The sequence below is a fragment of the Sphingomonas sp. FW306-05-A genome (assembly GCF_058782275.1).
Map to the genome: position 1 here is coordinate 709,959 of NZ_JBYSXN010000001.1, position 24,774 is coordinate 734,732.

Sequence of the window (24,774 nt, forward strand, 5' to 3'; positions counted from 1 at the left end):
GCTAATCCTTATGCTGCGATGACGGAATCGCGGGGCGGAACCCGCCCGCGATCGTCCTGTTTATCGAGGGTATCGCGTGTGGCGGACCGCGCTTCGCCGAGTTCGGCTTGTGCCTTGCCGGCGGCCTTCTCGGCGGCGCCTTGCGCTTCGATGTTGCGATTGCCGGTAATCTTGCCGATCGCTTCCTTGATCGATCCGACTACCTGCTTTCCGGCACCTTCGATGCGGTCGTCCATCTCGCAATTCCTTCTGCTACCGGCGACGCGGTCGAAACCGCGCCCCCGTTGAGACCAGAAGTAATACCGAAATGGGCGTACCCTAGATCGATTTGCACCAAATCGTTTAGTGCAGAATCAGGGTATATTAACTATCCTTGATCGCCGGACGCCGCGCGGATGGCAGCGGGAAGCCGCGCTCGCGTGCCCAAATGATCGCGGCGGAACGACGATTGACCCCCAGTTTGCCATAGATACGCGCGACGTTGTTGCGCACGGTGTTGCGCGACACGCCCATCGCCTCGGCGACCGCGGCGTCGTCGAGCCCTTCGCACATCAGGCTCAACGTCTCGCGTTCGCGACCGGTGAGCGAGGATACTTCCGCGACATGGCGCTGTGCACTGGGCGCGCGAAGGTTGGCGAGTTTCTCGACGATCGTGCGGCTGAACCAGTTGGTGTCGCGCATCACGGTTTCGATCGCGCCGATCAGTTCGCGTTCGGACTGTCGGCGTTCGGCGATGTCCTGGATCACCCACAGCACGCAATCGCTGCCATGCATCGGAATGATACCGGTCGAAATCAGTACGTCGACGCGTTCACCATCCTTGCGCTGAAGGCAGGCGTCGCGCGCGTGGAAGCCGCCATCGTCGCGGATTGCCCGCTCAATTTCGGTTCGCACGGTTGCCCCGTCGAGCAGCTTGAGCGAACAGGCCGACTGCTGCTGGATATCCTCGGTGGTGTAGCCGGTGAGTTCCAGCAGCGCCGCATTGGCCTGAAGGAACCGATGCCCGTCGAGCGTGGCGACCGCCAGGCCGATCGGTGCCAGTTCGAACGTGCGATGCGCACGCGCCTCGCTTTCGCGCAATTCCCCCTCAATCCGGCGGCGTGGCTCGAGATCCGCGAAGGTGAACAGCATGCACGGTTGCTCGTTCAGGTCGATCGGCTGCCCGCCGACGATCACCAGTTTGCGCCCACCGTTCGGCAAATGCAGGTCCGCCTGCATCTGCGGGATCGTCCGCCCTTCGCGCAACCGCTGCTTGGCGAGGCCCGGGTCCGACACGTCCGCAAGCACGTCGAGTTCGTAGACGGTGCGGCCCAGCACGTCCTCGCGTTCGCGCCCGGTCATCTCGAGAAAGCCCGTATTGACCTTTACGAAACGCTGGTCGGACAGGCGGCAGATTACCGCGGGGGCGGGGTTGGCCTTGAACGTCTGCTCGAACCGTTCCTCCGCCTCGAACAGCATCGATACGTCTTGGATCACCAGCACGAGCAGATCGGGTTTGTCCTCGCTGTCGGTCAGCACCAGGCTGCGGATCTGGTGGATCCAGCGGGCTTCCTCGTCGCCCTCGCGCAGCACTTCGACGATGACCTCGCTGAACGCCTCCCCGGCGACGACGCGTTCCAGCGGATAATCGGGGGCTTCGAGCCAATGGTTGTTGCGATAGCGCAGGCGGAACCGGTTGCGATACTCGTCGATCGTCTTCCCGAGATCGGGGATCCGCTCGACCCCGTGCATCCGCAAACCCGCTTCGTTCGCCCACAGGATATCCTGATCGGGGGACACGATGATCACCCCCTCGGTCAGACCCGACACGATCTGCTGAAGGCGACGCAGATCGACGCCGGTGTGATGTAATGCGGGCATTGCCTTCGGCTTCCGTAAATCTAGTAACAAATGTTACAACGCGGATGACCAAGGGTCGGGAGCAACCGTTGCGAAAATTCCGGCGGACGCGGTCAGGTCGCGCTGCGTTCTGCCGTCATTCCGGTGCGAGGCGATACAGGGCCGCACCATGCACCGGCAGCCGCCGCGTCAGGCGACCTCGGACGACGCCTTCGTCCGTCCGGCTCCACAGATCGCGCACACGTACCGCTTCCGGCGCGCCGACCGCGCGCAAGTCGATCGTCACGGTGCTGGGCTCCTTGCCGGTGTTGAACAGTGCGAGATAGCGGTCCGCCCCGGCTTCGGGGCGCGCCGACCAGACCCGTGCGGCGTCGGTGAGGTAATGCGGCTGGTTGTCGCGACTTGCCTGGTTGACCGCGATGATCTCGGGGTTGGTGAGCAGCGCGAGCGTCGGCGCATCGAGGTGCCGCAGATCGCCGCCCATGATCAGCGGCGACCGCGCGATCGACCAGAGCGTCATCAGCGTGCGCTGTTCGTCCGGCGTGAAGCGCGTATCGCGCTCGCCGAGCGACAGGCGTCCGAGCGGGAGCATGTCGGCATCGGGCCAACCGCCCGCGCGACGATAGGGGTTCCAATTCTCCAGCCGGGTGAACTGCGCCTCCAGCATCGCCCAATTGTCCCAGAAATCGTCCGAAATCCGCCACATCTGTGCATGTTGCCGAACATGCTCGGCGCGATCCACGGGGGTTTCCCCGGGCGACAGGCTCAGCACGATCGGACGCCCGGTGGCGGCAATAGCGCGGGCGGCGGCTTCGATCTCGGGCGCATGCGCATCGTAGGGACGGCTCATGTCGTCCATCTTGACGAAGTCGACGCCCCACGACGCGAACAGCGCGAAGACGCTGTTATAATAGGCCTGCGCACCCGGTTTGCGCATGTCGACGCCGTACATGTCGGGGTTCCAGCTACACACGCTGGAGGTATCTGCGATCGCGCTGGCACGCAGGTTGGTGCCGAGGATCGGCAGGTCGCGCTCGACCGCAAGCCGCGGAATGCCGCGCATCAGATGAACCCCGAAGCGCAGGCCGAGCTTGTGCACGGTATCGGCGAGCGGGCGGAACCCTGCGCCACCCGCGCTCGACGGGAAACGGTTGAGGGCAGGGATCAGCCGCCCGTGCGCGTCGATCGTGGGCTTCGGCTTGGCGTTGTAAGTGTAGCTTTTGGCGTCGGGATCATACCACTGGATGTCGACGGTGAACACGTCATAGCCCGACGGCAGCAGTTTTTCTGCCATGATCCGCGCGGTCTCGATCGCCTGCGCCTCGGTGATCGTGGTGGCGAAGCTGTTCCAGCTGTTCCACCCCATCGGCGGCCGCGGCGCGAGCACCGCGGCGCCGCGCGCCTTGGCGGCGAGCGGCGCCGACACCGCAAGTGCTGCACCGCTGCCGATGCCGAGCCCGGCACCCTGGAGGATTGTTCGACGGGTTACGCTCATGGCGTCAGGTCTCCGATGCGGGAATTGGCCGCGTTCTGTGCGCGGTCTGCAAGCGCGATGTCACGCGCGGATCAGGATCGCGGTGTCGTCTTCGGCCTGGCGGATCAGCGCGATCGTCGCCTCGCGCGCGGCGTCGGGTTCCCCCTCTGCGATCGCATCGAACAGGCGCTGATGCTGCGGCATCGAATCGCTGGGTTTGACGGGTTGACGGTGTTTGTAGATCGTCGTCCAGCGCACCGCGGATCCGATCGTCCCGGCCAGACTGACCAGCAGCTCGTTGTGCGTCGCCTCGAGGATGATGTGGTGGAAGCGTTGGTCGGCGGCCTGACCGATCGCGGAGGCGAGGCCGTGCTGGTGCATTTCCTCGAGCGCATGGCCCATGCCGGACACCTGGCGCGACGTGCGGGTCATCGCAGCGAGCTCCGCCGCGGCGGGTTCGATGATCAAGCGGAGCTGGAACAGGCTGCGCACGAACGAGACGGGGGGTTCGGCCTCGAACATCCAGGCGAGCAGATCGGGATCGAGCAAATTCCACTCAGCACGCTCACGGACCCGGGTGCCCGTCTTGGGCTTGCTCTCGAGCAGCCCCTTCGCGCTGAGCATCCGCAACGCCTCGCGCACGACCCCGCGCGAAATGCCGCGCTGGTCGGCGAGTTCATGCTCGCCCGGCAGGATCGACATCGGCGGGTAGCGGCCCGTTACGATCGCGATGCCGATATCGCGCGCGACGGCGCTGTGCGCCGGGCCACGTCGTCGTTCGGCAATCGGGTGGCTGGTCATCAAGGCGTTCCTCCCCGTCGGTACTGCGCATCGTGCGCCACGTTTGGCTGCACGAACATAAAAGATTGCGGGCACCCTTATCACGCAAATTTCAGTCTTGTCCTACAATTTGAGCGTGCTAATAACTCATACAAGCAGTTGATGCGGACGACGGGCAAGTCGTTGACGACATCGCGCATCGAGGGGAAGGGGCCGGTCATCGCGAACATTCGCTACACCACGCTGTCAGGCGTATCGCCCACGGCGGATCGACATTCGTCAGCGATCGCCCAAGGCGGCGGTTCGTGCCCTTCCCATTGAGCCAGCAGCGTCGCCGCTGTTCGACTTTTGCACCCTATTGATTCCCTCCTGCCGACGTGGTGCCCTCCGCCACGTCGGCGTTTTTTCAGGTCCGGGGTCGATTCTGCAACATTCTATTCGCCACCTTCCGCGCCACAGTTTCGCGCCAGCGACCGTGCGCATCCCTTGATACGATACCGGGAGACTCAGATGAAGCTTCGCACCCTATTGATCGGCGTCAGCACGCTGGGTCTTGCCACCACCGCCTTCGCGCAGAATGCGCCGCAGGTTCAGCCGGTGCAGGTCGATCCGTCGCGCCCCGACTGGGAAAATCCCGCGGTGTTCGCGCGCAACAAGCTGCCTGCGCATGTGACGAGCTTCCCGTTCGAGACCCGCGCTGCGGCGCTCGCCGGGGACAAGGCGCGATCGGCGCGGTTCCTCAGCCTCGACGGGACGTGGAAGTTCGCGTTCTCGCCGTCGTCGGATGCCACCCCGACCGGGTTCGAGCAGCCCGGTTTCGACGTTGCATCCTGGAAGGACATCAAGGTGCCCGCGGATTGGCAGACGCAGGGGTTCGATCAGGCACGCTACAATAACATCGTCTATCCGTTCCCCGCCAACCGCCCGCTGATCCCGCACGCGACCAATCCGGTCGGCAGCTATCGCCGCGACGTTACGCTGCCCGCTGCTTGGAGCGGACAGGACGTGATCCTGCACATCGGGGCGGCGGGCTCCGCCTATGACGTGTGGGTCAACGGCAAGAAGGTCGGCTATTCGGAGGATTCGAAGCTTCCGAGCGAATTCGACGTCACGCCCTTCGTGACCGCAGGCCGCAACACGGTCGCAATCCAGATCCATCGCTGGTCGGACGGCTCCTATCTCGAGGATCAGGATTTCTGGCGCGTCTCGGGGATCGAGCGCGAAGTGTATATGATGGCGGCGCCCAAGACCCGCGTGAACGACATCTTCGTCCACGCCGGGCTCGACAAGGCATATCGCGACGGCGTGCTGTCGACCGAGGTGACCGTGTCGCCGACGACGAAGCCCGTCACCGCGCGGATGACGCTGATGGAAGGCGACCGCGCGGTGCTGGTCCGCGCGCAGGCGGTGAAGGCCGGCGCGGCGGCACAGACCGTGACGCTCGCGGCCCCCGTGCCGGGCGTGAAGCCGTGGACCGCCGAGACGCCCAATCTCTACACGCTGCTGGTCGAGCTGGTGGGCACGGACGGCAAGGTGATCCAGGCGACGCCACAGCGGATCGGCTTCCGCACCGTGGAAATGAAGGACGGCCAGGTCAGCGTTAACGGCAAGCCGATCATCATCCGCGGCGCCAACCGCCACGAACATGACCCGGAAACCTTCCACGTCATTTCCGAAGCGTCGATGCGCCGCGACATGGAGTTGATGAAGCGCGCCAACATCAACGCGGTGCGCACGTCGCACTACCCCAATGATCCGCGCTGGTATGCGCTGGCGGACGAATACGGCCTGTACGTGATGGACGAGGCCGATATCGAGAGCCACGCCTATATGGAGTATGGCAACAACCACGCCGAGGAGCGCGCCAAATACCAGCTCGGCTTCGATCCAGCGTGGAAAGAGGCGCACGTCAGCCGCGTCGTCAACATGGTCGAGCGCGACAAGAACCACCCCTCGGTGATCTTCTGGTCGCTCGGCAACGAAGCCGGGATCGGCCCCAATTTCGCCGCCGCCGCCGCTGCCGCGCGGGCACGCGATCCGAACCGGTTGATCAGCTATCTCGGCTGGGGGACGTTCGACAAGATCGATGATCACCGCCCGAACTTCTATGCCGACATCTACGCGCCGATGTACGACAGCGCGGATCAGATGGCGAACTACGCGACCAACTGGAACTTCGCGCAGCCGATCATCCAGTGCGAATATGCGCATATGATGGGCAATTCCGGCGGCAATCTGCTCGAATATTGGAACACGATCTACGCGCATCCGAAGAAACTGCAGGGCGGCTTCATCTGGGACTGGGTCGACCAGTCGATGTATCGCTACACCAAGGACGGTCGCCGTTATTGGGGCGACGGTGGCGAATATGGCCCCAACCCCGGTGGCGACATCGAGTTCGGCGATGGCCTGCTCCAGTCGGACCGCACGCCCAATCCGGCGTGGTACGAATTGCAGAAGGTCTATGCGCCGATCCAGTTCGAGGGCTTCGACCCCGCGACCGGACGCGTGACAGTGCGCAACCGGCATGATTTCCGTGACTTGTCGGGCTTCGGCTTCGAATGGGAAGTGCAGGAAGACGGCGTCGCGATCGCCAAGGGCGCGCTCCCCGCGATGAAGACCGCCGCGCACGGAACCGAGACGGTGACGCTCCCGATTGGCACGATCCCGCGCAAGCCGGGCTCCGAATATTTCGTGACGGTGCGCGCGCGCGCCGAAGCCGGGGCGGTGCCGCTGGTGCCGGCGGGCTATGTCGTCGGCTTCGAACAGTTCGCGACCGGGCCAGCGCCCGCACCGGCCGTCGCGGCTGCGCGCGGAACCGTCACCACGACCGACCGGGACGGCGCGCTCACGCTGAGCGCAGGCGGCGCGACGCTGGCGATCGATCGCAAGACCGGGCTGGTGCGGCGCTATGCGCAAGGCGACGTGACGCTCGCGACCGGCGGTGCGCCGCACTTCTGGCGCGCGGTGACGGACAACGACCTCGGCATTGGCACCGCCAAGCAACTGGCGGTGTGGAAGACAATGAACGACACGCGCACCGTCCGCAGCGTCACGCGCGTTGCGGGCGCCGATGGAGCCGCCGGTGTGCGCGTCGATTATGCGCTGGGCGACGGAGCGGCGACGTTCACCACGCTGTACACGATGACCGGCGACGGCGCAGTCGCGGTGCAGGGCGATCTGACCCCGCTCAAGCAGGATCTGCCGTCCCCGTTCCGCGTCGGGTTCGCCTTTGCGATGCCGACCGATATCACGACGGCGGAATGGTATGGCCGCGGGCCGCATGAAAGCTATGTCGACCGCAAGACGTCCGCGCCGATCGGCCTGTGGCGCGGCGCGATCGCCGAGCAGAACCACGATTACATCCGCCCGCAGGAAACCGGCAACAAGGTCGACGTGCGCTGGATGGAGCTGAGTGGGGCAGGGCACGGCCTGCGTGTCAGCGGTGACACACCGCTGATGATCAACGCGTTGGCCTTCCCGTATGCCGACCTAGACCGGCATACGCCCGGCACTTGGAAATCGACCGACGTCGTCCCGCACGGACAGGTGACGTTGCTGGTAGATGGCGCGCAATGGGGCGTCGGCGGGGATACGGAGTGGAGCGAGATCGGCAAGCCGCTCCCCAAATATCGCATCCCGCTCGCACCCACCCGTGTCAGCTTCCGCCTCGCGCCGTTCACCGGCGCGGGAACGACGCCCGACAAGGCGTTGCCAGCGACCGCGACCACCGGCGAGTAAGCAAGAAAAGTTCGGCCGCCGACAGGAGATGGACCATCCCGGCGAAGGCCGGGGTCCAAGTGCGATGGTCACAGTAACGAAGCGCAGCGGACCGCCTGCTTTCGTATCGCTCTTGGGCCCCGGCCTTCGCCGGGGGTAGGGACACGGGGGCAGCGCGGTTTTGCAGCAATATCAAAGAGGGAATGGATGATGAAACGTTTTGCCGGACTGACGTTGGCCACCTTGCTGCTCAGCGCGAGCATGCCCGCGCTCGCGCAGGAAGCCCCCGCCACCGCGCCCGATACGGTGACGGTCCACGGCGATCGCCCGGGTCCCAAATATGACAAGCGCCTGTTCGGTCAATTCGCCGAGCATCTCGGCAAGGGCATCTACTCGGGCATCTGGGTCGGCACGAACAGCAAGATCCCCAACGTGCAGGGCTATCGCAGCGACGTGATCGCCGCATTGAAGGCGATCAAGGTTCCGTTGATCCGCTGGCCAGGTGGTTGCTTTGCCGACGAATATCACTGGCGGGAAGGGATCGGCCCGCGCGGCAAGCGTCCGGTCAAGGTCAACACCAACTGGGGCGGCGTGACCGAGGACAATGCGTTCGGAACGCATGAGTTCATGAACTATGCCGAGCTGGTCGGCGCGGAAAGCTACGTCTCGGGCAATGTCGGCACGGCGTCGCCGCAGGAGATGGCGGAATGGGTCGAGTATATGACCTCGCCGACCGTCTCGACGATCGCCAACCAGCGGCGCGCCAATGGCCGCAAGGAGCCGTGGAAGCTGACGATGTTCGGCATCGGCAACGAGCTGTGGGGCTGCGGCGGCAACATGCTTCCGGACTATGGCGCGGACGTCACGCGGCGTTATTCGACCTTCCTCAAGGTGCCTGAAGGCCAGAAGCTGCTCAAGATCGCCAGCGGCGCGAACGTCGACGATTACGTCTGGACTGAGACGATGATGCGTAAGGCGGGCGATCAGATCGACGGGATCGGCGCGCATTATTACACGATCCCCTATGACTGGAAGAAGAAAGGCGCGGCGACCGGGTTCGACGAGGACGCTTGGGCGCGCACGCTTTCCAAGACGCTGCGGATGGATGCGCTGATCGTCGGCCATTCCAAGATGATGGACAAATACGATCCGGCCAAGCGGGTCGCCCTGCTGATCGACGAATGGGGCACGTGGTACGACGTCGAGCCGGGCACCAACCCGGGCTTCCTGTACCAGCAGAACAGCCTGCGTGACGCGATGGTGGCGAGCCTCAACCTCGACATCTTCGCCCGCCACGCCGACCGCGTGCGCGGGGCCAATATCGCGCAGATGGTCAACGTGCTCCAGGCAATGCTGCTGACCGATGGCGCGCGGATGGTGAAGACGCCGACCTATTGGGTGTTCGATCTGTACAAGGACTATCAGGACGGCACGGTCCTGCCGATCGACGTCCAGTCGCATTATTACAACAAGAACGAGTGGACGATGAAGGCGGTCAGCGCGAGCGCGGTGCGGGGGACTGACGGCGTGGTGCATGTCGGGCTGACCAACGTCGACCCGAACCGTGCGACTACGGTGAGCGTCAAGCTAGACGGCGTGACGGGGGCGACCGTGTCGGGGCGGATCCTGACGGGAAGCGTGATGGATGCGCACAACACGTTCGATGCGCCGGAGACGGTCAAGCCGGTCGCCTTCACCGGTGCGACGTTGCAGGGCGGGGTGCTGACGGTCGCGATCCCGGCCAAGGCGATCGTGATGCTCGACATCAAGTGATGGGCTGAGGGACCGCGGCGGCAACGTCGCGGTCCTTGGTTCGGAGCGTCACGACATCGCCTCCAAAGCGCCGTGGCAAAACGCTGGGTCGGGAGATGTCGCTGCACGTCAACTGCGACAGTGACGCTGGCCAATATCGGTGTACGCTGCCACGAATGGCACAGGACGATCAGCGCGCGACCGCTCAGGCGGGATGGGCCGCATGGCAGCGGGGCGATGTCGCGACCGCCCGCGCCTTGTTCGAGGATATCGCCGCGGCGGGCGTGGCGACCCCGGCATTGTGGCTGCTCCTGGCGCAGGCGCGGATTGCGACCGGTGCCGAAGACCTTGTCGATCAGGCACTCGATCACGTGCTCGCGATGGAGCCGCGCAACGTTGCTGCGTTGATCCTGAAGGGAGATCGGGCCGCAGATGACCGTGCGGCAACGTCCTACTATCAGTTGGCCGTTTCGCAGCGGCAAGGCGCGCAGGCGGCGGATCCCGCGACCAAAGCCTTGATAAGTCAGGCACAGGCGAAGCTGGCGCGGATGGCCGAGCGCTTTGCGACGCATCTCCGGGCCACCATGGCAGCCCATCCGGCCGGCGCACGCTTCGACGAGGCCGTCGCGCTCGTGCTCGGGGAAAAGCAGTTGTATTTCCAGAGCCCGACGAGCTTCTTCTTCCCGGGCTTGCCGCACCGACAATTCTTCCCACCGACCGAATTCGTTTGGGCCGCCGATGTGATGGCGGCAACCGATGACATTGAGGCCGAACTTCGGGCGGTATTGAAGGAGGGTTCCGGCCTGTCACCCTATGTGCGCGCGGACCCGACGCGGGCCAACCGCGGTCACGCGCTGCTCGACGATCCGCGCTGGAGCGCGTTTCACCTGATCGAAAACGGTGCCCCGGTCCCAGATGCCACCGAGCGGTTTCCGCGCACGTTGGAGGTGCTGGCGAAGGTCCCGATGCCCGTGATTGCCGCGCGATCTCCGATGGCGCTGTTCTCCGTCCTGCAGCCAGGCACGCATATTCCGCCGCACACCGGTATGCTCAATACGCGTCTGATCTGCCACTTGCCGCTGATCGTCCCACCGGACTGCACGTTGCGCGTGGGCAATCAGATCGAGCCCGTGGAACGGGGAAAGCTCATGATCTTCGACGATTCGATCGAACATGAAGCGTGGAATCGATCGGACGCAACGCGCGTCGTGTTGCTGTTCGAGGTGTGGCGCCCCGAGCTTTCGGCGGACGAACGCGCCGCGCTGACGATCCTGTTCGAGTCAGTGGGCCTTTACGCTGGCGGGCAATGATCGCAGCCGGGGGAATGTCACATCACCGGACGGTCCAGCGGCTCCGGTCGGCATTGTCCGCCGTCACGCCGGGGCTGTCGGCGCGGAGCGTGCCGGCGTCGGTCAGGTGGAGATAGCGGTTGGTCGACAAGGCCATCAGCATCGCACCGCCGCTGAGGCTCTCCATCCACTGGAAGCTTTGCGTAGCGTCATGCCCGTCACGCTTGGGTTGCCACGCCACGCTGCCATCCGCTGCTGCCGTCAGCGCACGGTTGCCCTGTTCCAGACCGACGCGACCGAGACCGTGGTCGATTACGCGCACGCCGTCGCGTAGGATTCCGGCTGCGTCGCTCGTCCCCACCGGCGTGAAGCGGACCGTCCGGCCATAAGGGATCGTTGGTCGGCTTTCCGGTCGGCCTTCGGTGAGGGTGTAGGACAGGAAATCCGCCTGTCCACCGGCGGTGCCGCCACCGTTATAGGCGAACAAAGCGTAACGGACGCCCTGGAAGGTGATCAGCTGGAACGCCATCGGCACGGGTGAGCCCAAAGCCACGAACCGCCGCCCGTCGAGCGAATAGCTGTAGCGCGCGGTCTCGGTCGAGAAGTCGGCATCGCTGCGGAGCCAGACATGCGCGTTCTGGAGCGGCATGCGCGCCTTCTCACCGCCGGTCTCGTCGGTCTGCACCAGCGTCAGCCCGGTCGCATCGCGCCGCACCCCGAACCAGCTGTACGGCCGGTTGAGCAGCCCCAGCCCGGCCACATCGCCGACCTTAAGCGCGCTCGCGTCGAGCTCGACCGTCGGGGAGGATTGCGGACCGATCGCGCGCTGCGTGAGCGTATTGCGCGCTTGCAGGAAGCCGGTCGCGGGCAAAGCGTGGAGCCGCAGCGCGCCCTTGCGCTCGGTCAGCGACCAGGCGGCGGGGACGGGGACGTGGTTCCATTGCCATACGGCACGCAGGCCGGGGCCGTCGAACGTGTCGCTTCGTACGTAAGGCGCATGGGGTGGTGTCGTCGGCAGATCGGGCTTCACCCAGGTCCGCGGCGTTCGGCCGAGATTGCCGGGGAGCCCGAAATACGGCCAGCCGTCCTTCCACGTTACCGGCGACAGCGCGGTCAGGCGACCGACCGAGTTGCCCTCGAACATCGACCAGCCCCAGGTGTCGCCCTTGGGCGTCTGGATGATCCCGCCCTGATGCAGCGACAGCCCGCCGCGCGCCTTCGGATTGGGCGGCGTCAGTACCAGCGGTTCGGCGCGCGCATCCTTGACGCGGTAGCCCTGCAGCTCGCCGAAATCCTCCCACTGGCTGATCGACGGGTTTATCTCATAGGGGCCGAGCGGCGAACTGGACCGCGCGGCGGGCATGCGGAAGGGGCCGGCATATTCCGCACTGGTGATGAAGTATTTGCCGTTCATCTTGAAGAAGTGCGAGCCCTCGCCCATCCCGCTGCCCTTGGGGATGATGATCCGTTCGCTGCCGGGGACGATGTCGGTCAGGCTTTGGTCGAGCTGCGCGAGGTGGATCTCCTGATAGCCCCAGATGACGTAGGTCTTGCCGTCGTCGTCGAACAGCACCGACAGATCATGGAAGCTGCGCTTCATCGGCGTGCGCTTCCACGGCCCGCGCGGGGAGGGCGCGGTCAGCATCTGGGTCATCTGCCCGTTGACGTTGCTGAAGATGTAGAAGGTGCCCGCGTGATAGCGAAAGCTCGGCGCCCAGATGCCGCGACCGTAAACGTTCTGGCCGTTTTCGAGCCGATATTCCGGGCCAAGGTCTAGCGTGTCGAGCGCGTAGGCGACGAAATCCCAGTTCACCAGATCGCGTGAATGGAGGATCGGCAGGCCCGGCATGGCATGCATGGTGGTGCCGGTCAGATAGAAGTCGTCACCGACGCGGATCATGTCGGGATCGGAGAATTCGTCGAAGAACAACGGGTTGGTGAAGGTTCCGTTGCCGTTGTCGGCGGTCCAGGTGGTGCCGGGGCGCGGCTGTTGCGGGGCCGCGTCGAGGACGGTCGCGCAGGGGAGGGCTAGGGCGACGCTCGCGAGCCAACACCATTTCATACGTCTCTCCCCGCGCGTGGTTCGCGCTGCAAGGGCGCGGCTTCATTAGTATGAGTAATAGCGCGATCCGGTGGCTTGGCAACCGATCGCGCGGGCGTGACCGGTGCATGGGCTGCCTTCCGCAGGTCGTTTTCTGCGGAAGCATGGCCTCTGCGAAACCATCTTTGTTCGCCCGCAAGCTGCCGATCAGCTTTTGGGAACGGTGGTCGCGTTCATAGTGGCGGAACGTCGCAATGTGGTGGAAAGCAGACGTGCCGAAATTCCGCTTAGATCACTTCTTGGGTCGTCGTTGAATCGCGCCAACAGGGTCTCTCAGCACCTGAACTAGCCGATAACCAACGCCCGCCACGATCAGTATAAGAACCATCCCCGCCAGCACTTGTGCGCCGCTTTCCGGCAGAGCGCTGCTAAGCAAGACATACGCGACTGCACCGAGCAAGGCGACCAACTCGAACGCCAGCCACTTGGCAGAGGTGGTGAGACTTCGGAGAAGAGCCATGGCGACGATGATGCATCCACTCACCTACGTCTGCAACTGGGCGCTTGCGGACCGTCAGCTTTCCCGCCCGATAGCTGCCGGTCGGCTTTCGGGCACGATGGACGCCGCCGAAGGGTCTAAACGGCGATAGGTGGTGGAAAACAGTCATTCCGAACCTGGATTGGGGGGAGCAATCCGATGCCTATAATTGTAGCCAAGGAGTGCCGTTTGCTTTTCCACACATAGTTGCTTCCTTACAGAAATCCGTTGATTTTCGCGGATAGCCGACCAGCCATTCCATGGCGTGTCGCCTCTATTGTGCTCTAAGCTAACAACGTTTTTGATGCCGCACTTTGCTTCAATTATTGCCACGACCTCGGAGTCGGTCCGGCTATTGCACGACATTAAGGTCGCAGCGGGAAGCATAAGTAAGTGAATGAGTCTTAGCTTATTCATACGCCCCGTTACCCGCGCGATTGATCGTCCGCAATTGAGCGTCTCCGGTCCGTCCGCATTGCCACTTGAACGCTGCCAGTCAGCTTCTAGGAACGGCCGGCACGCTAAGAGTGCTTGAACGTCCCGTCCTGGTGGCAAGCGGATATTCCGCAATTGGCGGGCGACGTCCTATTGCGTCATCGCCAGCATAACGGAATTGATAAACATATTGTCCCATCGGTAGCGGACAATCAGTCCTATCGCCGCGAACGTCGGATTCCGAAGGATGTTGGCGGTCTCCGCGACAGGCGAAGGCGACCTATACGGCGGATCGGATCAGCACTACACTTCTTCTGCAATCAGCGAAGCGTTAGGAAAGTATGATGGATCGTTGGACTTTCCCGGTTGTGGTCGCAATCGCCATTGTTGCACATAGTCCTGCAAGCTCGGCGCAAAGTTTAATCTCAAAAACATATATCCTAGACCGCAAACAAAGCGATAATGCTGCGCGAGTGATAGCGAACGCCGCTCCGAACCCTCTCAACATCTATTGGCCTGAACTCCGTAGGAAAATATACAAGTCCAGTCTGCCCACGGACACTTTCAGATTTACAATCGTAGCAGGTCGAATTTTGATCAGCGACGATAGCCCTAGGCCAATAATCCACGTTTATTCAGACGGTGGACCGGTGAAGTGGAAGATAAATGATGGCCAAGTTATAGATGTATCAGCCAGGCAAGATGATGAAATTGTAGAGACGAAGTATATAGGCGACCGGTATGAGAGAATAACGGTTTATCGTAACATTGGGCAGAGTTTAGTGGCGGAGTCTACCATTATCAGCCCAATGCTGTCGGCTCCAATTCGCTACAAAAGCATCTATACCTGATAAGGCGGGGCGATATACCGCATAAGTGTGAAACTGGCTGTCTAATGCTGCGGCTGCCGCGGCTATTAGCGAATGTCCGGAAATGGGCGTTTGCAGTCCGCCCGCTCGGACACCCGAAAGCTGCCAGTCGGCTATTCATGAATGGTTGCCACGCCAGTAGCGGCTGAACGTCATGACCTGGTAGAGAGCACATGCTCCGCCCAATGCCTAAACTTGCCGGTGACCTTTACTACTGACGCATGTAAAACAGACTAAGTGACGAGCAAACGCATCTTTGCCATAGCAGCATATGTTGCCTTTACGGCTGCGTGCGTAGCACTGCTCGGTCTTCTCTGGGTATCCCACAGCCTCCTGAGTTTCCCATGCGATAGCCCCAAAGACCCGCGGCCCTGTTCAGAAGTCGTTCCTTGGTTCTTTGCCACGCGAGGCCTCCTTCCGGTTGGCGGAATATGGGCTTTCCTTACGTGGGCAACGTTCAGTCGTCGGAGCAAACGGTAGATAGCGGCCTATTGTCCGCTACTGGCTCCGACCCCCCGTTCAGAAGCGCGCGATCGCCTTCAGCACGTGGTCGGCCTCGGCGATCAGTTCGGGCATCCGCACCGGGATGTCATCCGCGTCGAGACTGTGCGTGTGCAGCGCGTCGGTCGGGATGGCGCCGCTGAGCATCGCCCGTTTGACGCGCTCGAAATCGGCCGAGAGCGCGTTGCGGCTGGCGATCAGCGTTGTCTCGCGCTTGTGGAATTCGGGGTCGGCGAAGACCAGGTCGCCGGGGGCGACACCGACCAGGATCAGCTTCCCGCCATGCGCGACATAAGCGAGGCTGCCCGCCATTGCGGCAAGCGAGCCGGTCGCGTCGAACACCGCATCGAACATTTCGCCACCCGTGGCCTCCGCCAGTGCGGCGGCCATGTCGGGGCCGGCTTCGACGGTGGCGTCGAAACCGAGCTTCTCTCGCGCAAACGTCAGTCGCGTCGGGCGCGTGTCGACGAGGGTCACGTGCGCGCCGTTGAAGCGGGCGAACAGACCAGTGCCAACGCCGATCGGCCCGGCCCCCACCACCAGCACGCGCGCCCCCGACGGAACCTCCGCGCGCGCGACCGCGTGCGCCCCAATCGCGAGAAACTCGATCATCGCGGCCTGTTCGAGCGTCAGGTCGCCCGCGTCGAGCACCGCGCTTTCGGGGACGGCGATCAGTTCGGTCATGCCACCGTCCGAATGCACCCCGAGCACGCTAATGTTGACGCAGGCGTTGGGCTTGCCGTTGCGGCAGGCGATGCAGGTGCCGCAGGCGAGATACGGGTTGATCGCGACGATCTGGCCCGGACGCAGCGGCGACCCCTCCGGCGCCTGTTCGACGGTGCCCGAGAGTTCGTGCCCCATCACGCGCGGATAGGCGAGGAACGGATGCCGCCCGGCGTAGATGTGATAATCGGTGCCGCACAAGCCGACGCGTCGTATCCGGACCAGAACCTCACCGGCGCGCACGGCGGGGGCGGGACGATCCTCGATCGCCAGATCGAACGGCTCCCGGCAAACGACGGTCTTCATGGTACGATCCTCAAAAAACAGAGTCAGGCATGCGTCGGGTCCGACAATTTGTCGCGTATATGCAAGCAAGCGATCATATGCGCAATCCGGCGCTGGACTATTGCCGCATAGTGCCGGACAATCCTCGACAGGCAAACCATCGCGGCAGGCGGTGGAGATTACGGCCAAGGGGAGGAGGATGCGGCGCATGAAAACTGCGGATGGACTGACGCGGCGCGAGACGCTGGCGACCGGTCTTGCGCTCGGCGCGCTGCCCGCGGTCGCCGCCGCCGGGACAAGCACCGGCCACAAGGACGAGATGCTGTGGTATCGCCAGCCGGCGGGTGCCTGGACCGAGGCGCTGCCGGTCGGCAACGGTCGACTGGGTGCGATGGTGTTCGGACGCGTCGCGCAGGAACGGCTCCAGCTCAACAGCGACACGCTATGGGCGGGATCACCCTACGACCCCGACAATCCCGCGGCGCTGGCCGCGCTGCCGCAGGTCCGTGCGTTGCTCGCGGCTGGTCGCTACAAGGACGCGACCGATCTGGCATCGGCGAAGCTGATGGCCAAGCCGCTGTCGCAAATGCCCTATGGTGCGCTCGGCGACCTGTTGCTGACCTTCGTCGATGCGCGGCGACCCGAAGACTATCGGCGATCGCTCGATCTCGCATCGGGGATCGCGACCACGACCTATGGCGGCGGCGGCAAACGCTATGCGCGCGAGGTGTTCGCCTCGGAACCCGATCAGGTGATTGTGCTGCGGCTGACCGCGGAGGGCGGGACGCTCGATTTCGACCTCGCGTATCGCGGCCCGCGCAAGGTCGCGGTTCCGCGCGAGCAGTTCGTCGAGGGTGCGGCCCCCCCTGCGACCGCCAAGACCGACTGGCTGCAGCGCGAGACCACCGAGCCTGCGCGACCCGGCGTCACGGTCGCCGCCGATGGCACGGATGCGATGCTGGTCACGGGCCGCAACGAAGCGTCCGACGGGATCGCGGCGGGGCTGACCTATGCGTTGCGCGTGATTGCCCAAGGTGATGGCAGGATCGTCGCCAGCGCTGCGGGGATCACCGTCCGTGGCGCACGGCAGGTGACTCTGCTGATCGCCGCCGCGACGAGCTACCGCGGGCCCACGGATCAGCGTGCCGACCCGGTCGCGCTCGTCCGCTCGGTCGGTACCGAGGCCGCGGCGAAATCCTACGAAGCGCTCCGGCGCGCGCATGTCGCAGATCATGCCGCGCTGTTCGGCGGGATGACGATCGACCTCGGCAGCAACCCCGCCGCCGCCGCACTGCCGACCGATCGGCGGATCTCGGCGGGGGAGGGCGGGACCGATCCGGGGCTGGCGGCGCTGTACCTTCAATACGCCCGCTACCTGATGATCGCGTCGTCGCGCCCAGGCACGCAGCCGGCGAACCTGCAGGGGATCTGGAACGAAGGGACCAGCCCGCCGTGGGGGAGCAAATATACGATCAACATCAATACCGAGATGAACTACTGGCCCGCCGACCCCGCGGGCCTCGGGCTGTGCGTCGAGCCGTTGCTGCGGATGACCGAGGAACTTGCGGTTACCGGCGCACGGACCGCGCGCGCGATGTACGGTGCGGGGGGCTGGGTCGCGCATCACAATACCGACCTGTGGCGGGCGAGCGCGCCGATCGACGGGCCTTTGTGGGGGCTGTGGCCGTGCGGCGGAGCGTGGCTGTGCAACACGCTGTTCATGCATTGGGATCATCACCGCACCGACGCGCTGCTCGGGCGGCTGTATCCGTTGCTGGCGGGGGCGACGCGCTTCTTCCTCGATACGCTGATCGAGGATCCGAAGGGGCGTGGCCTCGTCACATCGCCGTCGGTGTCGCCCGAGAATCTGCACCCGTTCGGATCGTCGCTATGCGTCGGCCCGGCGATGGACCGCCAGATCATCCGCGACCTGTTCGCCAACACCGTCGCGGCGGGCAAGCGGCTGAAGCGCGATGCGGCGTGGCTCGAGACGGTCGCCGCCGCGCGCGCGCGGATCGCGCCTGACCGGATCGGCGCGCAGGGGCAGTTGCAGGAATGGCTCGAAGATTGGGACGAACAGGCCCCCGATCCGCATCATCGCCACGTCTCGCATCTCTATGCGGTCTATCCGAGCGGGCAGATCAACGTGCGCGATACGCCCGAACTGATCGAAGCGGCCAAGGTCACCCTGCGGCGGCGCGGCGACCTGTCGACCGGTTGGGCGACCGCGTGGCGGCTGTGCCTGTGGGCGCGGATGGGGGAAGGGGATCACGCCCATGACATCCTCAACGGGCTGCTCGGCCCCAAGCGCACCTATCCCAACATGTTCGATGCGCATCCACCGTTCCAGATCGACGGCAATTTCGGCGGGGCGGCGGGGATCATGGAGATGCTGCTCCAGTCGTGGGGCGATACGCTCCATTTGCTTCCGGCGTTGCCGAGCGCGTGGCCCGACGGTGCGATCACCGGGTTTCGCGCGCGCGGCGGTCTGCGCGTCGACCTGACATGGCGGCAGGGGCGGCCGCAGGCGCTGACGATTCGCGGACCCGCGGGATCGACGGTGGCGGTACGGGCTGGCAAAGAGAGCTTCACGGCCCGGATCGGCACGGCGGGGCAATACCGGCGGCGCTGGGCGTGACCGGGCAGGCGTAACACATCGGGGAAGTGATGAAGCAAAGCGGCCCGCAAGGCACCTACACCGCACCGGCGATCGAGAAGGCGTTCGAGGTGATCGAATTGCTCGGGCAACATCCCGAGGGCGCGCTGGTCAGCGAGATGGCGACGTTGCTGGGGCGTTCGGTCGGCGAACTGTTCCGCATCATCATCGTGATGGAACGGCTTGGCTATCTCGAGAAGTCGGCGCGGACCGATCGTTATACGGTCGCGTACAAATTGCTCGAGGTCGCCTATCGCGCCACGCCCGCGCAAGACATCACCCGCGCCGCCTTGCCGCAGATGCAGGGGCTGGCGCAGGATGCGGGGCAGTCGTGCCATCTGGTCGTGCCCAACGCCGGTAGCGGCCTGGTCATCGCATGCGAGCAGCAGCCGGGCATCCGCGGGTTTTCGCTGCGGGTCGGCGCCAAGATCGACATCGTCAACAGTTGCTCCGGACAAGTCCTGCTCGCCTTTTCGAGCGAGACGCGCGCCGGACAGATTCTCGCGGCAGCCGAGCAGGACCGCGCCGACCCGATCGATCGTACGCGGTTGGCGGAGCAGCTCGCGCTGATCCGCACGCGTGGCTATGATCGTCGACAAAGCCCGATCACGCACGGCGTGACCGACATCAGTTGCCCCGTCTTCGGGTTCGACGGCAACGTCGCCGCCGCGCTCACCATTCCCTTCCTCGAACTGATCGACGGATCGCAGAAGGTGGACGCGGAAGCCGCCCGCGCGATGCTGCATGCGGCGGTGGCGCGCATTTCGGAAACTTTGGGGTATCGCGCCAATCGGTTAGGGTGATCCGGGACCCCGGGACTATCCCCTGCACCACAACGATGCCGTCTTAACGGCACGACCTAGGAGTGTATCATGACGATCGAGACCCGCCGTACTGGCGCCACGCGCAGACGCTTCCTTGCCAGTTCGGGCGCGGGCGGGCTGGTCGCGGGAATGTTCGCCGGGATGCCGGGCGTGGTCTTCGCGGCGCAGCCTTCCGCCACGACCGGCCCGCGCCCCAAGGCTGCGTTGCAGCCGTTCGATCTTGCCGACGTCGAGCTGTCCGAAGGACCGTTCCTCCATGCGCAGCGCAAGACGATCGCATATCTGATGAGCCTCAGCCCCGACCGGATGCTCCACAATTTCCGCGTCAACGCCGGGTTGAAGCCCAAGGCCCCCGTCTATGGCGGCTGGGAATCGGAAGCGCAGTGGGCGGACATCAACTGCCACGGGCATACGCTCGGCCATTATCTGTCGGCATGCGCGCTGGCGTATCGTTCCACCCGCGAGCCGCAGTTCAAGCAGCGGATCGACTATATCGCGGGCGAACTCGCGGCGTGCCAGGATGCCGCCAAGACGGGGCTGGTCTGTGCGTTTCCCGATGGCGCGGCGCTGGTCGCGGCGCATCTGCGCGGCGACAAGATCACCGGCGTGCCGTGGTACACGCTGCACAAGGTCTATGCGGGCCTGCGCGATGCGACGTTGCTCGCGGACAGCGCCGCGTCGAAGGCGGTCCTGCTGCGGATGGCCGACTGGGCGGTGGTGGCGACGCGCCCGCTGACGGCCGCGCAGTTCGAGACGATGCTCGATACCGAACATGGCGGGATGAACGAGACCTTCGCCGACCTGTTCGTGATGACCGGCAACCCCGCCTATCGCGAGATGGCCGAACGCTTCTCGCACAAGGCGATCCTCGAGCCGCTGGCGCTTGGACGCGACCGTCTGGACGGGATGCACGCCAATACGCAGGTGCCCAAGATCATCGGCTTCCAGCGCGTCTACGAAGTGACCGGCAACCCGCAATACCGCGATGCCGCCGCGTTCTTCTGGAAGACCGTCGCGCTGACGCGCTCGTTCGCGACCGGCGGGCACGGCGACAACGAGCACTTCTTCCCGATGGCGGATTTCGAGCAGCACGTCTTTTCGGCCAAGGGGTCGGAGACTTGCTGCCAGCACAATATGCTCAAGCTGACCCGCGCGTTGTTCCTGCAGAACCCGCAGGCGGACTATGCCGATTATTACGAGCGGACGCTCTACAACGGCATCCTCGCGTCGCAGGATCCGGATTCGGGGATGGTAACCTATTTCCAGGGCGCGCGGCCCGGCTACATGAAGCTGTACCACACGCCTGAGCATTCCTTCTGGTGCTGCACCGGCACGGGGATGGAAAACCACGTCAAATATCGCGACTCGATCTACTTTCACGACGATCGTGCGCTGTACGTGAACCTGTTCGTTCCCTCGTCGGTGACGTGGCGCGAGAAGGGGGCGGTGTTGCGGCAGGTGACGACTTTCCCGGATTCGCCGACGACGACGCTTCGCTGGACATTGCGACGACCGACCGAACTGACGCTGCAATTGCGCCACCCGCGCTGGAGCAGGACCGCGACCGTGCTCGTCAACGGGGTGGAGACCGTCCGGTCGAATGCCGCGGGCAGCTACGTCAAAGTCGCGCGGACGTGGCGCGACGGGGATACGGTCGAACTGCGCCTCGCGATGGAAGTCGCGACCGACCATGCACCCGCCGCGCCGGACGTGGTGGCGTTCACTTATGGGCCGATCGTGCTGGCCGGGGTGTTCGGCACCAAGGGATTGGCGAAGGACGCTGACATCATCGTCAGCGAGCGCAAATATGGTGAGTATAACGACGCGCCGTTCACCCCGCCGACCCTGACGGGGCTTCCGGATACGATCGCGGCACGAGTTCGCCCCGGTGCAGCGCCGCTCGAGTTCACGATCGCGTCGGAAGATCAGAGCGCGGTCCGCCTTGTCCCGTACCACCGGGTCGCGCACGACCGTTACGCGACCTATTGGAAGGTCCGCCCCGCCGCGGTTTAGCGGTCAGCGCAGTTCGGCCAGCAACTTCGCATTGAACCCGGCCGGGTCCTCGACCTGCGGGGCGTGGCCCGCGTCGGGGATGCGGATCAGGCGCGCATGGGGGAAGCGCTCGACCGCGCCCTCGGCGGCGCGCGGGACCGTCAGGACGCGGTCGCGTACCGCCGCGGGTGCGGTGTTGGCGCGGAAGGCGGTCAGGTCGCGCTGGCCGATGATGAGCGTGACCGGCGCGGTGATCCGGTCGAGTTCGGCGGCGACCGGCTGCGTCTCGATCATGTCCGACAGGCGCGCCTGCGCATCGCGGACGGTGTCGCCGTCGGGGCTCGCATATTGCCCCGCGAGCATCGCCACCCAGCGGTCGTAGGCCGGGCGCCATGCGCCGTGATAATAGTTGCGCAACTGATATGCCTTGATCGACGCGGCGTCGGTCTTGGCTTCCTCCTGCCGCAATGCGCCAAGATCGGTATAGGGCACGCCTTGCGCCAGCGTGTCGTTGAGGCCGAGCGGGTTGACCAGCACGATGCGATCGACCCGGTCGGGATAGCTGAGCGCGAACCGCGCCGCGAGGATGCCGCCGGTCGAATGCCCGACGAGCGTCACCTTGCCGACCCCCGCCTTGTCGAGCAGCCCTGCCGTCAACGCACCGAGTGCACGGAAACTATACTGATAGCCCGCCGGCTTGGACGATTTGCAGAAACCGATCTGGTCGGGCGCGATCACGCGGTAGCCTGCCTTGGACAGCGCGCCGATCGTTTCCTGCCATGTCGCCGCGCAGAAGTTCTTGCCGTGGAGCAGCACGACCGTCCGCCCGTTCACCTGACCTGTTGCGGGGACGTCGAGATAGGCCATGCGTACCGGCGCGCCTTGGGATTGCGCGTCGAACCATTGGACGGGGTAGGGGTAGTCGAACTTTTCGAGGTTCGCGCCGAGGGGCGTTACCGCGGGGGCGGCCGGGACGTCGCGCGCCGCGGCCGCGCTGGTCCATGCGGCAGCGAGCAACAGCAGGGCGGGGATAGCGCGCATATCGGGGTCCTTCGTTCCGCCGCACAGCGACGTTGGATCCCTAATGCTTGCGGAGGGCAGGGCGTTCCGACGGGGCGGGAGGCGACCGATACCGACGTTCCGGGGTTCCGTCGCTACCCTCTCTCATTTCTGCTTCCCCGGCGAAGGCCGGGGCCCAGGAGTGAGGCGGTCGTAATGCGCGCGTTGTGCCAAGCTACGACGACCTCCGCTCCTGGGCCCCGGCCTTCGCCGGGGAAGAGTTTCAAGGTAAGGCAGCGCGTGCCAGCGCAACCGACCGCGGCCCCCAAGACAAGCCCGGGTGCCGAATCGTTCAGCGCGTCGGGCGGGTCTTGTCGCGGATTGCCTTGAATTCGGACCCGGCCTTCCACATCGGCCAGGCGGTCGAATTGGCGAGCTGTGTGCCGATCGTGCCGATCAGGTCGATATCCTGCACCGCCCCGTCCAGCTTCCAGTCGCTGCTCCACGCATCGCAGGCCTGATGGTAGCATTTGCCGGTATAGGCATCGATCCACGCCTGCCCCGCCGCGACGCCGCCCTGCTTGATGTCGGACGCCCCCGCGATCCCCATCAGCAGCAGCGTCGGCACGCCCTGCTTGGCAAACGAGAAGTGGTCCGCGCGGTAGAACAGCCCGCGCTCGGGCAAGCCCTCGGGCGTGACGTGACGGCCTTGCGTCGCCGCGACGCGTGCCATGTCGTCTTCGAGGCTGTTCTGCCCCGCGCCGACCAGCACGACGTCCTTTGCGGCCCCCGCGGTTTGCAGGATGTCGATCGTCAGATTGGCGACGGTCTTCGCCATCGGGATGGTCGGATGCGTCGCATAATATTCCGATCCGAGCAGTCCGCGTTCCTCCGCGGTCCAGGCGGCGAATACGACGCTGCGCTTGGGCGGCGTCGCGGCCTTCATGTTGCGCGCGATCTCGAACAGGCCCGCGATCCCCAGCGCATCGTCATTCGCGCCCGCGCGGTAGATCCGCCCCTGCGCATCGGGCTTGCCAGACCCGTATGCGTCCCAATGCGCGCCGAACATCACCGCTTCGTCGGGCCGCTCGGTCCCGGGGATGCGCGCGAGCACGTTGTAGCTGTCGACCTGCTCGTGCTGGACGGGCACGTCGGCGGTGAAGGTCACGCCCTTGAGCGGCACCGGACGGAAGCTCGCCTTGCGCGCCTCGATCCGCATCTTGGCGAGATCGAGCCCGCCCGCCGCGAAAACGCGCGATGCGGCGTCGCCCTCGATCCAGCCCTGCAGCGCAAGGCTGGTCAGCTTGGACGGGTCGCGCACAATGTCGTAATTTTCGCCGCCGCTGCTGACCACGACGTTCCAGCCGTACCCCGCGCCCGGCGTATCGTGGACGATCAGCGCGCCAATCGCGCCCTGCCGCGCGGCTTCCTCGAACTTGTAGGTCCAGCGCCCGTAATAGGTCATCGTCCGGCCACCGAACGTCCCCGCGACGGGCTCGCCCTTGGCGGCGGCGAAATCGGGGTCGTTGACCAGGATCACGACGACCTTGCCCTTGAGGTCGGTGCCCTTGAAATCGTCCCACTTCCGCTCGGGCGCGTTCACGCCGTAGCCGACGAAGACGACCGGGGCGGCGGCGATCTTTGCCGCATCATCGGGGCGGATGGTGGAGACGTAGATCTCCTTCGATTGCTCGGCAGGAAGCGGACCCTTGGCCGCATCGAACCGCATCGTCCGCGGCGTGCCGAGCCGGGTGTGGATCAGCGGGACCTTCTGGACCCATCCGCCATCGGTCCCGGCGGGCTCGAGCCCGAGCGACTGGAACCGCGCGATCAGATAGCCGAGCGTCCGGTCCTCGCCACGCGTCCCCGGTGCGCGGCCTTCGAACGTGTCCGAGGCGAGCGTGCGGACACTTTGTTCGATCCGCGCGGCGTCGGTCTTCATCTGGGCGGCGACGGGCGCGAGCGGGATTGCCGTGGAAACCGCGAGCAAGGCCGCGAGACGACGGAGGGAATGGCTGCGGCGACGGGGAAAGGGGCTCATCATTCCCGTTGCTTAG

General features: G+C 64.9%; 14 protein-coding genes. 6 read left to right on the top strand and 8 right to left on the bottom strand.

The features are described 5' to 3' along the window. Positions 1-8: 8 nt before the first annotated feature. The 4 genes from AC3WJR_RS03320 to AC3WJR_RS03335 form a co-directional block, all read right to left on the bottom strand. Positions 9-236, bottom strand: coding sequence for a CsbD family protein (locus AC3WJR_RS03320; RefSeq protein WP_492722259.1), 228 nt, complete (start codon positions 234-236; stop codon positions 9-11). Between the two features lie 127 nt (positions 237-363). Continuing rightward, on the bottom strand, positions 364-1,860 hold the full coding sequence (locus AC3WJR_RS03325) for a helix-turn-helix transcriptional regulator (protein WP_492722263.1): 1,497 nt from the start codon (positions 1,858-1,860) through the stop codon (positions 364-366). Positions 1,861-1,975: 115 nt separating this feature from the next. Continuing rightward, entirely contained in the window at positions 1,976-3,334 is a 1,359-nt protein-coding gene (locus tag AC3WJR_RS03330) for a glycoside hydrolase family 27 protein (RefSeq protein ID WP_492722267.1), read from the bottom strand. A gap of 60 nt (positions 3,335-3,394) precedes the next feature. Beyond that, positions 3,395-4,114 carry a FadR/GntR family transcriptional regulator gene (locus tag AC3WJR_RS03335; RefSeq protein WP_492722271.1) on the bottom strand — a complete coding sequence of 240 codons (720 nt, stop codon included), beginning with the start codon at positions 4,112-4,114 and terminating at the stop codon, positions 3,395-3,397. A 489-nt stretch (positions 4,115-4,603) separates the two neighbouring features. Between AC3WJR_RS03335 and AC3WJR_RS03340 the strand changes: the two genes are divergently transcribed. The 3 genes from AC3WJR_RS03340 to AC3WJR_RS03350 all read left to right on the top strand — a co-directional run bounded on the left by AC3WJR_RS03340 (position 4,604) and on the right by AC3WJR_RS03350 (position 10,875). Next, positions 4,604-7,834 carry a glycoside hydrolase family 2 TIM barrel-domain containing protein gene (locus tag AC3WJR_RS03340; RefSeq protein WP_492722273.1) on the top strand — a complete coding sequence of 1,077 codons (3,231 nt, stop codon included), beginning with the start codon at positions 4,604-4,606 and terminating at the stop codon, positions 7,832-7,834. Positions 7,835-8,020: 186 nt separating this feature from the next. Then, the gene (locus AC3WJR_RS03345) at positions 8,021-9,586 is read left to right on the top strand and encodes an alpha-N-arabinofuranosidase (RefSeq protein WP_492722275.1); all 1,566 of its coding nucleotides are present in this window, start codon (positions 8,021-8,023) and stop codon (positions 9,584-9,586) included. Positions 9,587-9,849: 263 nt separating this feature from the next. Then, positions 9,850-10,875, top strand: coding sequence for an aspartyl/asparaginyl beta-hydroxylase domain-containing protein (locus AC3WJR_RS03350; RefSeq protein WP_492722277.1), 1,026 nt, complete (start codon positions 9,850-9,852; stop codon positions 10,873-10,875). A 22-nt stretch (positions 10,876-10,897) separates the two neighbouring features. Here AC3WJR_RS03350 and AC3WJR_RS03355 read toward each other — a convergent pair whose 3' ends face one another. Both AC3WJR_RS03355 and AC3WJR_RS03360 read right to left on the bottom strand, forming a co-directional pair. Continuing rightward, complete coding sequence (locus tag AC3WJR_RS03355; RefSeq protein ID WP_492722279.1) at positions 10,898-12,916, bottom strand: family 43 glycosylhydrolase; 2,019 nt, start codon at positions 12,914-12,916, stop codon at positions 10,898-10,900. A 2,340-nt stretch (positions 12,917-15,256) separates the two neighbouring features. Next, positions 15,257-16,267, bottom strand: a complete 1,011-nt coding sequence (locus tag AC3WJR_RS03360; RefSeq protein ID WP_492722281.1) for a zinc-binding alcohol dehydrogenase family protein — start codon at positions 16,265-16,267, stop codon at positions 15,257-15,259. 187 nt (positions 16,268-16,454) lie between these two features. Here AC3WJR_RS03360 and AC3WJR_RS03365 point away from each other — a divergent pair, with 187 nt between their 5' ends. The 3 genes from AC3WJR_RS03365 to AC3WJR_RS03375 all read left to right on the top strand — a co-directional run bounded on the left by AC3WJR_RS03365 (position 16,455) and on the right by AC3WJR_RS03375 (position 21,739). After that, on the top strand, positions 16,455-18,884 hold the full coding sequence (locus AC3WJR_RS03365; protein WP_492722283.1) for a glycoside hydrolase family 95 protein: 2,430 nt from the start codon (positions 16,455-16,457) through the stop codon (positions 18,882-18,884). Between the two features lie 29 nt (positions 18,885-18,913). After that, positions 18,914-19,705 carry an IclR family transcriptional regulator gene (locus tag AC3WJR_RS03370; RefSeq protein WP_492722285.1) on the top strand — a complete coding sequence of 264 codons (792 nt, stop codon included), beginning with the start codon at positions 18,914-18,916 and terminating at the stop codon, positions 19,703-19,705. 69 nt (positions 19,706-19,774) lie between these two features. After that, positions 19,775-21,739, top strand: coding sequence for a glycoside hydrolase family 127 protein (locus tag AC3WJR_RS03375; RefSeq protein ID WP_492722287.1), 1,965 nt, complete (start codon positions 19,775-19,777; stop codon positions 21,737-21,739). Between the two features lie 3 nt (positions 21,740-21,742). On the opposite strand, the gene AC3WJR_RS03380 is transcribed toward AC3WJR_RS03375, so the two are convergent. Together AC3WJR_RS03380 and AC3WJR_RS03385 are read right to left on the bottom strand one after the other, a co-directional pair. Next, on the bottom strand, positions 21,743-22,759 hold the full coding sequence (locus AC3WJR_RS03380; RefSeq protein WP_492722289.1) for an alpha/beta fold hydrolase: 1,017 nt from the start codon (positions 22,757-22,759) through the stop codon (positions 21,743-21,745). A 310-nt stretch (positions 22,760-23,069) separates the two neighbouring features. Continuing rightward, complete coding sequence (locus tag AC3WJR_RS03385) at positions 23,070-24,758, bottom strand: M28 family metallopeptidase (protein WP_492722291.1); 1,689 nt, start codon at positions 24,756-24,758, stop codon at positions 23,070-23,072. Between the last annotated feature and the right edge of the window lie 16 nt (positions 24,759-24,774).

Excerpts from the sequence above, each read along its gene's own strand:
- AC3WJR_RS03320 (WP_492722259.1), bottom strand. The coding sequence starts at position 236 with ATGGACGACCGCATCGAAGGTGCCGGAAAGCAGGTAGTCGGATCGATC.
- AC3WJR_RS03325 (WP_492722263.1), bottom strand. The coding sequence starts at position 1,860 with ATGCCCGCATTACATCACACCGGCGTCGATCTGCGTCGCCTTCAGCAG.
- AC3WJR_RS03330 (WP_492722267.1), bottom strand. The coding sequence starts at position 3,334 with ATGAGCGTAACCCGTCGAACAATCCTCCAGGGTGCCGGGCTCGGCATC.
- AC3WJR_RS03335 (WP_492722271.1), bottom strand. The coding sequence starts at position 4,114 with ATGACCAGCCACCCGATTGCCGAACGACGACGTGGCCCGGCGCACAGC.
- AC3WJR_RS03340 (WP_492722273.1), top strand. The coding sequence starts at position 4,604 with ATGAAGCTTCGCACCCTATTGATCGGCGTCAGCACGCTGGGTCTTGCC.
- AC3WJR_RS03345 (WP_492722275.1), top strand. The coding sequence starts at position 8,021 with ATGATGAAACGTTTTGCCGGACTGACGTTGGCCACCTTGCTGCTCAGC.
- AC3WJR_RS03355 (WP_492722279.1), bottom strand. The coding sequence starts at position 12,916 with ATGAAATGGTGTTGGCTCGCGAGCGTCGCCCTAGCCCTCCCCTGCGCG.
- AC3WJR_RS03360 (WP_492722281.1), bottom strand. The coding sequence starts at position 16,267 with ATGAAGACCGTCGTTTGCCGGGAGCCGTTCGATCTGGCGATCGAGGAT.
- AC3WJR_RS03365 (WP_492722283.1), top strand. The coding sequence starts at position 16,455 with ATGAAAACTGCGGATGGACTGACGCGGCGCGAGACGCTGGCGACCGGT.
- AC3WJR_RS03370 (WP_492722285.1), top strand. The coding sequence starts at position 18,914 with ATGAAGCAAAGCGGCCCGCAAGGCACCTACACCGCACCGGCGATCGAG.
- AC3WJR_RS03375 (WP_492722287.1), top strand. The coding sequence starts at position 19,775 with ATGACGATCGAGACCCGCCGTACTGGCGCCACGCGCAGACGCTTCCTT.
- AC3WJR_RS03380 (WP_492722289.1), bottom strand. The coding sequence starts at position 22,759 with ATGCGCGCTATCCCCGCCCTGCTGTTGCTCGCTGCCGCATGGACCAGC.
- AC3WJR_RS03385 (WP_492722291.1), bottom strand. The coding sequence starts at position 24,758 with ATGAGCCCCTTTCCCCGTCGCCGCAGCCATTCCCTCCGTCGTCTCGCG.